This window comes from Actinomycetes bacterium (assembly GCA_036510875.1).
In the GTDB taxonomy this organism is placed as follows: domain Bacteria; phylum Actinomycetota; class Actinomycetes; order Prado026; family Prado026; genus DATCDE01.
The window spans coordinates 1-8,723 of record DATCDE010000331.1 but is presented as its reverse complement, the minus strand read 5'-3'; the positions used below and the strand labels follow the sequence as shown (position 1 = coordinate 8,723).

Annotated in this window: 12 protein-coding genes; 5 read left to right on the top strand and 7 right to left on the bottom strand. The window is 69.7% G+C overall.

The window, feature by feature from the left end; all coding sequences use genetic code 11:
- Positions 1-625: class I SAM-dependent methyltransferase (locus VIM19_19275; protein HEY5186986.1), on the bottom strand; the 625-nt coding region annotated here is incomplete at its 3' end.
- Positions 626-1,218: 593 nt separating this feature from the next.
- Here VIM19_19275 and VIM19_19270 point away from each other — a divergent pair.
- Positions 1,219-1,353 (top strand): hypothetical protein, encoded by a 135-nt coding sequence (locus tag VIM19_19270; protein HEY5186985.1) that lies wholly within the window; start codon positions 1,219-1,221, stop codon positions 1,351-1,353.
- Positions 1,354-2,021: 668 nt separating this feature from the next.
- Positions 2,022-2,219, top strand: a complete 198-nt coding sequence (locus VIM19_19265; GenBank protein HEY5186984.1) for a hypothetical protein — start codon at positions 2,022-2,024, stop codon at positions 2,217-2,219.
- A 58-nt stretch (positions 2,220-2,277) separates the two neighbouring features.
- Here the strand turns inward: VIM19_19265 and VIM19_19260 are convergent, their stop codons facing one another.
- The 3 genes from VIM19_19260 to VIM19_19250 all read right to left on the bottom strand — a co-directional run bounded on the left by VIM19_19260 (position 2,278) and on the right by VIM19_19250 (position 4,572).
- The gene (locus VIM19_19260) at positions 2,278-3,435 is read right to left on the bottom strand and encodes a hypothetical protein (GenBank protein ID HEY5186983.1); all 1,158 of its coding nucleotides are present in this window, start codon (positions 3,433-3,435) and stop codon (positions 2,278-2,280) included.
- A 284-nt stretch (positions 3,436-3,719) separates the two neighbouring features.
- Positions 3,720-4,316 (bottom strand): sulfocyanin-like copper-binding protein, encoded by a 597-nt coding sequence (locus VIM19_19255; GenBank protein HEY5186982.1) that lies wholly within the window; start codon positions 4,314-4,316, stop codon positions 3,720-3,722.
- Positions 4,309-4,572 (bottom strand): SHOCT domain-containing protein, encoded by a 264-nt coding sequence (locus VIM19_19250; protein ID HEY5186981.1) that lies wholly within the window; start codon positions 4,570-4,572, stop codon positions 4,309-4,311. Before VIM19_19250 ends, VIM19_19255 begins: the two co-directional genes overlap by 8 nt.
- Before the next feature lie 227 nt (positions 4,573-4,799).
- Between VIM19_19250 and VIM19_19245 the strand changes: the two genes are divergently transcribed.
- A complete protein-coding gene (locus VIM19_19245; protein HEY5186980.1) occupies positions 4,800-6,218 on the top strand; it encodes a sulfite exporter TauE/SafE family protein in 1,419 nt (472 codons plus the stop codon).
- Between the two features lie 285 nt (positions 6,219-6,503).
- Here the strand turns inward: VIM19_19245 and VIM19_19240 are convergent, their stop codons facing one another.
- Both VIM19_19240 and VIM19_19235 read right to left on the bottom strand, forming a co-directional pair.
- Complete coding sequence (locus VIM19_19240; GenBank protein ID HEY5186979.1) at positions 6,504-6,797, bottom strand: DUF4193 family protein; 294 nt, start codon at positions 6,795-6,797, stop codon at positions 6,504-6,506.
- 145 nt (positions 6,798-6,942) lie between these two features.
- Complete coding sequence (locus VIM19_19235) at positions 6,943-7,506, bottom strand: hypothetical protein (GenBank protein ID HEY5186978.1); 564 nt, start codon at positions 7,504-7,506, stop codon at positions 6,943-6,945.
- Positions 7,507-7,888: 382 nt separating this feature from the next.
- Here VIM19_19235 and VIM19_19230 point away from each other — a divergent pair, with 382 nt between their 5' ends.
- The gene (locus tag VIM19_19230; GenBank protein ID HEY5186977.1) at positions 7,889-8,197 is read left to right on the top strand and encodes a hypothetical protein; all 309 of its coding nucleotides are present in this window, start codon (positions 7,889-7,891) and stop codon (positions 8,195-8,197) included.
- Between the two features lie 34 nt (positions 8,198-8,231).
- The gene (locus tag VIM19_19225) at positions 8,232-8,426 is read left to right on the top strand and encodes a hypothetical protein (GenBank protein HEY5186976.1); all 195 of its coding nucleotides are present in this window, start codon (positions 8,232-8,234) and stop codon (positions 8,424-8,426) included.
- A gap of 62 nt (positions 8,427-8,488) precedes the next feature.
- Here VIM19_19225 and VIM19_19220 read toward each other — a convergent pair.
- Positions 8,489-8,723, bottom strand: a 235-nt coding sequence (locus VIM19_19220; GenBank protein ID HEY5186975.1) for a hypothetical protein, incomplete at its 5' end; no start/stop codon positions are given.

Below are 8,723 nucleotides of genomic sequence, written 5' to 3'. Positions count from 1 at the left end.
TGATGAGGGACTTGGTCCAGCCTCCAGCCTTCTCCCGGAGGATGTGTGACTCGGGGAAGTAGTAACGAAGTTCGGCGACACCGAGCAGTTCGGTCGACAGCACTGCCGTGAGGCTGTCCCTACGGTCCCTTGACGGCGTGTGGACCAGCGGCCATCTGCTCACGATCTCGCTTCGTACCGGCACCGGAAGGAACTGGAATCCGGGCCCCAGGAAGTGGGGCTCGATGGGGAAGTAGCGGTTTGGTGTTTGGATCCACGAGCGTGGGGCCAATCGGCGCACCGATCGGGCGAATTTCAGACGCATCTGGTGCCCACCGACGTGTTCAATGACGGAGTTGGAGAAGACCAGGTCGTAGCCATCCGTACCAATCGACTCAGACATCTCGCAAGCGTCCCCCTGCTCGGCGGACATCCAATCGGGCAGGTCTACGAGAACCGTTTCGAGGTTGACGAGGTGGACGTGCCGCGGCCTCACCGGCGCCCGAAGCCAGGTGTCCGCCCTCCCACCCAGATCGATGACGGACATCTGCTCGACAGACGGGAAGGTGCTCCGAAACAGCGACCAGCGGGCCTGCCGGAAACCCTCACCAACTGATCCCTTTCCTCCCACCACGCTCGTGCGCAACGCAGCAGCCCAGGAAGACACGAGATCCCTCCAATCGGCCTGCGCAGTCCCGCGACTCCGCCTCGTGAACTCTCGGCTCGACTCGGCACATCCTGGAGCCCCAGCAGTCGCCTGGACTCGCCCCGGCAGCCGGTCGTCGCCTTTTGGGCCCCGCCGTGCCAGGAAGACCGAACCGGATCCACGCCATCGAAGTGACCGAGGGGTGTCTTGGTCGGCCCAGCGCGGCGACGGGTCAACGCCGCACACCGTGCTCGGGGCTCTTCCGCTCGATCAGCGCAGCCCTGTCCACGCCGTGGGCTGACCGCCCAGCACGCACAATGCACACCAGAGCCGGACCTGGCCCTTGACACCGACCTGAGACCGCCGTGCACTGGTTGCAGCGGCGACCCCCGAGCAGTCCGGTCCTCCCAGGTGCCCGGTAGCCCCCCTGGGGTCGTCGCCGACAGCGGCCGATGATCCTGACAACCCGAGCGGAGCGTTCAATCCCCGGAGCCCCGTCGCCTCCTTCTCCTGGGTGACGAGGCTTCGGCGTGCCAGCGGAAGCCCGCCCAACCATCAGGAACCTGCCGCCCTCCCGAAGCGTTGCACCGCGCATGGTGGGACAAATCGGACTGATCGCCGCAATGGTGGCGGCGAGAGTCGCCGAGGCTGCGGCGGCTGCGGCTAACTTCGCGATAGCGGTGCTGTGGGGAGCCCCCGCAGTCCCGGACAGCGAGTACGAGTCGTAAGCCCCTGCGCAGCAGTGCCATCCCAGTCCTAGCCTGGGGTGGTTGTGGAGCCCCCCGCTGCCGCTTCGACTCGCATCCATGCGGCAGCGGGGCCAGCCCTACCGAAGCCCTGTCGCCGCTCACCCCGCTCTTCCCGAGTGGCGGCGAGGCTTCGACGCGGTCCGGGGACCCGGTGACCAGGCGCAGGTGGCTTCGCCGTGCCCAAGATTCACGGCACCGATCACCCGAACGGCCTAGCGCGCTCCGACACCGACAGGGGATACCTTCGCGTCGGAGCCTCGTCGCGCCCAGGGGGTGTGGATCCGACGGGGCTCCGTCGTGCTCGGCGGCCTTCAGCGGGGAGTCGTCTCACGCACAACTGGCAAGCCTTGCCACGTCTGGCCCGGGCGCGGCGGGTGTGGTTGGGCCACGGGCGACACATCCATCGATGATGTTGGTCCGTCCCGACGCTCGGACTAGCGTCGCCCTCGCCGCAGCCGCTCGGCCGCGCCCCCCCGTGGCTAGGGCGGCTGCGGTCTTGCCCCCCTTCTACAGAATCGCCTCGTCGACCGCCGCTGCTCCTTGGTCGACGCCCTCGGTCGGGCCAGCCATTGTCGAGGGGCCTCGGGAGGGTCATGATCGCGTCATGGGCTGCACTGCGGGCACCGGCTGGCCGGACGGGTTCAGCCGTGGCCTGCTTGATCCTGGACAGCCCGAAGCCGGTCCCCGTCATCCAGGGCGACGAGGAGTTCGACGGGTCGCTGCTGGCTTGGCAGCAGCCAGCCCATCGCGGTGATCAATGGCGGGCGCTGGTCCAGAACTACCGGGATGTCGGGATGCAGCACGAGCACTGGGTGAGCCAGGCCGAGGTGTGGTCGAGGGGGTGACAGCACTGGGCGCAGGGGGACTCGCGAGGGCGCTGCCTAGCTGGTCGCCCGGCCGTGGTCACCAGGGCAGGCCGGGCGAAACGTGGCGCAGGACGCTGTCGTCGAGGAGAACCCACACGGTCCCGTTCGCGTTGGCGGCCAGAACCTGGTCGTAGGCGGGCAGGTCGAGGTTGTAGGGGACGGTGACGTGAGACCAGGCGGTCCCGTCGAATCGGTACAGGCCGGTGGTCGCAGGGATCTGGGGTTGCAGAGGGTCCGGTTCCATCATCGCCCACGCGGTCCCGTGCACGGCGACCATCGACGTCGGGATTCCGGGGGGCAGCCCGCCGGTGACGGTGGTCCAGGCGGTGCCGTCGAAGCGGGCCAGTGCCCGAGACCGGGTCCGGTACTGGTCGGGGGTCCCGGCAACCGGTTCGACGTCGACCAGGTACGCCCACACCGGGCCCTGGGGGTCGGTGGCGACCAGGGCGGGGACGTCCTTGGTCCCGCCGAGCGGGCGCACCGTCGTCCAGGCCGTCCCGTCGTACCGCTGAAGGCCACCGAATTCGGAGGTCCCGATGGTCGACTCGTAGTCGCCACCGGTCCACACGCTGCCGTCGGCGGCCATGACCAGCGAGGGCAGGCCGCCCATCGGGAGGAAGGGCAGTCCGGGCATACGGGTGGCCGTGCCGTCGTAGCGCAGGAGGGTCAGGTTCCGGGCGGCCCGGGCGGCTGGGTCGATTGCCCCCAGATACGCCCAGACCACCCCATCCGGTGCGACCATCGGGCTGCTGACGGCGTACACGGTCCAGCCGTTCGGCCAGACGACGCTCCGCCACGCCCCGCCCTGGTAGGTCAGCAGCGACGCTCCCGCGGCGATCCACGGGCTCTGGTCGGGTGCCACCGCGAGCCCCCGCACATTGCCGATCGGGTACCAGGTGCCCGGGCTCCCGACCGTTCCGTGCCAGACGCCAGAGCGGGGCTGAGCCCCGTACCGTTCGTCCGCAGCGACCCACACCGGCCCGGACTTCGTCGTCACCAGCAGGTTGACGTTGTAGTCGTCTAGCTTCGCGTGCTCGACCGGGGTGATCGACAGCGGGGCGCTCAGCCCGGCCGTGAGGTCAAACGCAGTAGACGAGGCGGACGCAGACGGTGATGGTGACGGTGACACGGACGGTCCACCGGTGCAGGCCGCGACCAGCAGCAGCCCGGTGACCGCCACCAAGACCCGGGGCACGATCGCCCGGAAACGTGTCGCCTCACCGGCGCACAGGTGGGGCTTCGAGGGGCCAAGGCTCCCGGCTTGCATCGTGACCACCCCTGACGCGGCGGCGGACGAACCGGACCTGCCCGCCGCTGATCACGCTAGGCGCGTCGTCGAAATCGTCGAAGAGGCACAAGACCTATCCGGGCTGGCCAGCCAGGTGCAGAAGCCCCTGGTTACGGCTTCCGCAGGATCTTCGCCTCTGGGGATGGTCGCCAACGCTGGGGCAGGCTGGCGGCCATCGGTTGCCCTGCCGGTCAGGTCACGGTGAGGGCGGCGGACATGCCGTGGCGGTAGTGCCCAGGCAGGTTGCAGACCACCTCGTAGCGGCCCGGGGCAAGGGTCAGCGTGACCTGAGCGTTGCCCCCGGGGACGATCCCGTCTGTTCCGGCGTCCGGCGGGCACACCGCCTGCACCTCCCCGACCACTCCCGTCTCGGCGATCCGGTCATCCGTACCAACCGGGCGCTGCCCGGCTACCTGCCCTGCAGTGAGCGGAAAAACCAGCAACTCATGCGGGCGGCTCCCCGCGTTGACCAGGACCACGGTGACTGTGCCGGAGGGCACCGAGGCGACTCGGGGCATGAACATCATCGGCCCCGCCGCCGTCCCGCCCATCATCGCGCCGCCCGTCCCCATGTCCCGGGCGGTGAACGTCACCACCTGGCCCGGTTCGGACGGTTGGGAGCAGGACGAGTCCGGCCACGCACCGTTGCCCGGAGCCAGCCCGGCCATCGGCCCGGCGGCGGAGCCACCGCCACTCAGGACCGCCACCACCGCCGTCCCCAACAACGCGAGCACCACGGCCGACACCGCCGAGATGGCGATGAGGGCGCGGCGGCTCACCTCAGGCACCCGGACCGCCTTCCATCAGGGTGCGGCGACGGCGGTACTCCTCCTCGTCGATCTCCCCCCGAGCGAACCGCTCGTCCAGGATCACCCGGGCCGACGACCCCTTGCCCGTGGGAGCGGCCGGTCCCCCCACCGGCGTACTCGGGCGTCTGGACCAGGCCCACACCAGCAGCACGGCAACCAGCCCGAAGAACACCAGCAGGGCCAGGAACACCAGGAACAACCCGCCGCCGCCCATGCGGCCGTAGTGGTCATACATCACGGGTCACGCTCCTCCCAGAATCGACATCACACCATCACACGGGACGGAAGCGCCCGGGGCGGGTCGAACGTCCCCGAGCGGTTGTCGCGGCCCAAGGACCTTGCGGGGCAGGACGGGTCCTTCGACCCGCAACGATCGGGGTGGACTCGGTCGATGCTGGGGTCCGTGAGAAGGGTCCCACCCGTGGGACTTCGCGGCCCGGTGCGAGGCGGGAGGATTTGGTGATGGCGGACGTCGACGGCGCTGCGGCCGTCCCCGGAACCGTCACGGTGCCCGTGTCCGGGATGACGTGCACCTCCTGCGAGCGGCGGGTGGCACGCAGCCTGCTGTCCCTGCCCGGCGTGGAGGACGCCGACGTCTCCAGCCGCACGGGTCGAGCCGTCCTCACGGTCACCCAGGTCCCGCCGCGTGAGTCGTTGCGGACGGCGCTGCAGACGGCGGGCTACGGGCTCGGCCGCAGCCCGTGGGTCTCCCGGGAACGGTCGGTCTGGCGCACTGTCGGGCTCTTCGCGGTGGCCATGGGGGGAGCGGTGTGGCTGGCGCTGTCCGCTGGGCTCGCCGACCTGCCGTCGCGGCTCACCGACCCGGCGGCGGGTGGGCTGGCGCTGGTTGTGGTCCTGGGTCTGACTGCCGGGGTATCCACCTGCATGGCCCTCGTCGGCGGGCTGGTCCTCGGGGTCTCCGCCTCCCACGCGGCCACCCTCGCCGCGGACGAGACGTCGGTGCCGTCGCTGGCCACCCGGATGCGTCCGCACCTGGCCTTCAACGCCGGTCGGGTCGTCGGGTTCGGTGTCCTGGGGGCGCTACTCGGTGCACTCGGCGCGACGCTGAGCCTGCCCACCCGTGCCATGGGGATCTTGGTACTCGCGGTGGCCGTGGTGATGGCGCTCCTGGGCCTGCGGCTGACCGGCATCTCGCCGAGACTGGCGGGCTGGACACCGACCCTGCCCACCGGGCTTGGTCGAGCACTGGGCATCGACGCGGCCGCCGGTGGCTCCTACAGCGACGTGCGCGCCGCGCTGCTCGGCGCAGCGACGTTCTTTCTGCCCTGCGGGTTCACCCAAGCCGTTCAGCTGTACGCGTTGTCCACGGCGACCCCGGTCTCCGCCGGACTCATCATGGCGACGTTCGCGCTCGGGACGACCCCCGGGCTGCTGGCGCTGGCCGGGGTACCCGAGGTGGCCACCGGACCTCGTCGGTCGACCGTGCTGCGCGCCGTCGGCGTGGCCGTGCTGGCCTTCGCCGTCATCAACACCCTCGGTGGGCTGCGGCTCCTCGGGGTCGACCCGACGTCTGGCCGTTATGCGGCTGGTCAGCACCTGTCGACGAACGTCACCGTGGCCGACGGCGTGCAGACGGTACGCATGACCCAGACGCCGACCGGGTACATCCCGGCCGACACGGTCGTCTACGCCGGAACACCGATCCGCTGGCTCGTCGACGCCACCTCGTTCATCGACTGCAGCGCCTTCCTGCGCGTCCCCGACCTCGGCGTTTCAGTGAACCTGGCCGCAGGGACCAACACAATCAACCTGCCCGCCCTACCACCCGGGACCACCACGTTCACCTGCGTCATGGGGATGTACACCGGCCACCTCGTCGCCGTACGGCCGCCCGCCGCTGCGGGGTCTGGATCGTCTTGATTTCCCCATCTGGAGCGACAGGACCACTCACTATTGAGTGAGCCCCCGGCCCAAGGAAGGGGTCGGGGGCTTGTTCAGTCTGGGACCTTGGGCACTGGCCTCCCGCGAGAGCAGATCCATCGCATCGTTGGCACGGGATCCACTCTCCTCCCACCTGACAATGAATGCTCATCCCCGCGAAGTCCCGACCCTCCCCCCCGTCGGGACTTCGTCACATCCGGGCTCAGCCGGGGGGACGTGAACTGTCGCGGCGCGAACCGTCGATGGCCCGTGTGACGAACCGGGCTACGAGCAGTCGCGGCAGACGTCAGCGCCGTGTTCCGCCCGCTGGGACTTGTGCAAGATCAGGAAGCACCGTTGGCAGCGGAACTCGTCCCTCTGGGTCGGCACGATGGCTACGACCAGGGACTCTGCGGACAGGTCCGCACCGGGCAGTTCCAGGTCTTCCAGCAAGTTGGAGTCGTCGACGTCAAGGAGCGCGGTCTTGCTCGCAGCCTGGCCGCGCAGCGCCTCAAGGGAGGCAGCCTCCTCGGCCTCGATCGCTTCTGTGTCACGCGGCTGGTCGTAGTCAGTCGCCACGTCGTGCCCCCGGATCGCAGTGGTCTTGGCGGCCCCCGCCCGAAGTTCCCCCGGGGCTCCCAGCGAGGGCCAGCCAAGAACCTAGGCCGTCCCCCCGACTCCGGAGAGGGCACAAGGTCCCGACTGATTGATCGCTGCTAAGTAGTTAGCGTGCCGCCAAGATCCGTGTCACCTGATCGGGGCTGATCGTCCCCCCGAGCACGACCAGTTCGGTCGCAAGGTTCGTCACCAGCAGCCAGCGGTCCTCGACCAACCGGGCGGCGCTCATGCGCCCCCGGTCCAGCAACGCCGCGGCCACGGTGATGTCAACGGCGGGGAATCCAAACGGCTCAGGCAGCCCCAGCGCCAGCCGCAAGGCGGGTTCGGACCGCGCCCAGCCGATGTCGGCGTTCGGGTGCGTGGCGATGAACACCGCGAGGTGGAACGCGCTGGCGATGTCGCCGTTGGCCGCGTCCTCGACGGCCCGGTCGTCGTCTTGTCCGATCACCGCCCGGTAGCGGCGTTCCGCCTCGGCCCCGGCGAACAGCGACGTGATGTGTCGTTCGGCCAGGAGCCGGTGCTCGTCGTCGCAGTACACGTCCGGGTCGGCCCAGCCCGGCGACGGCTCACCGCCGCACACCGTGACAGCCACCGTCTCCACGGGCAGGTCGAGGGCCTGCTTGATCACCGCGTGTGCGGCCTGGTGGACCGCGATCGCCGTTGCTAGCATCCTTCCACCCTCCGCGCGAGCGGGACGGCGTCCTCCCTCGGCCATCTCGGACAGTTCGGTGACGGTTCAACGATCGATCCCGCCCGCCGGAATGTCCAGACCCCGGTCGCGACAGGGCCTATCGACTCGGTGACGCTGCGCAGCCAACCTTTAGACAGCAGGAAGCAAGCAGACGTCCCTCAGTCGAGCGGACCAGCCAAGCCCGCCGCCCAGACGGCCACCGGGCCATCGCGATCTCACGGCAGATCAGTTTCGGCCGGGACCGGTGGGTCGCGGCGACCGAGCACGCGGTCGCCCTCGACGATCAGCCTCTCGACTGGGGCGAGCCGCCGGGCGCGTACGTGGTGGTGACGTCGTCGTCACCGCATGCGATCTTGTGCAGATGACGAATCTTGAAGCGGTCCTGAACCGAGCCGCGAGCACGGAGGTCACCGGCAGCAGCCAGTGGTGGACGATCTATGTCGACCCGGACGGCTACACCGTGCACGCGGAGACGGCCCAGACCCACCCAACGTCCCATGAGGCCCACGCAGGCGCGGAGGCGCTCCTCGCGGAGATCCTCGACGCGGGGTACATCGTGTCCGGCGGGACGTGCACGCTCGGCACGGTTGCGATCTTCGCCGAGGTAGGCGACTCCGAACCGGTTCAGTGGCGCGGTTCCGTCAACGTGCGCGTCCGACCGGTCAGGTAGGACGCCTGGTCGCCAGCCGCGAGTGCTGGCAGCCGTGAGTTGCCAGATCCTGGGCATCCCGAAGCCGGTCGTCGTCGCCCAGCCCGATGGGGAGTTCGAGGGATCGCTGCTGGCCTGGCAGCGGCCAGCCCATCGCTGTGATCCGTGGCGGGCGCTCCTGCAGTACCACCGAGGGATCGGGCTCCAGCACTACCCCTGGGTCAGCGAGGGTGAGGTGCGGCGAAAGTGACGCTTGCACGGGACTTCCCGAACGCCCTATCGCCGCGCGGTCAACGCCCACGAGCGCGCCTCCTACGAGAGCACCACCATGTTGTTGAACACCCACTGGTTCCTGGACCAGAAGGTGTAGCCACCGGTGGTCAGAGCGGTCCGCCCATACACCGTGGCCCAGATGTAGGGCCGGCAGGTGCGCGGTCCGTCGGTGACGTTCGGGGTGCACGTGGTGGACCACAGGTGCCCGGCCGAGGTGAAGGTGCCGGTCACGGCGAGCGGGTTGGTCGCCCAGGCGGTGCTGGCCGTGTCGGTG

Bases quoted from the DNA above. Each gene is read 5' to 3' on its own strand.
- VIM19_19270 (HEY5186985.1), top strand. From the start codon at position 1,219: ATGGTGGGACAAATCGGACTGATCGCCGCAATGGTGGCGGCGAGAGTC.
- VIM19_19250 (HEY5186981.1), bottom strand. From the start codon at position 4,572: ATGTATGACCACTACGGCCGCATGGGCGGCGGCGGGTTGTTCCTGGTG.
- VIM19_19245 (HEY5186980.1), top strand. From the start codon at position 4,800: ATGGCGGACGTCGACGGCGCTGCGGCCGTCCCCGGAACCGTCACGGTG.
- VIM19_19235 (HEY5186978.1), bottom strand. From the start codon at position 7,506: ATGCTAGCAACGGCGATCGCGGTCCACCAGGCCGCACACGCGGTGATC.
- VIM19_19230 (HEY5186977.1), top strand. From the start codon at position 7,889: ATGACGAATCTTGAAGCGGTCCTGAACCGAGCCGCGAGCACGGAGGTC.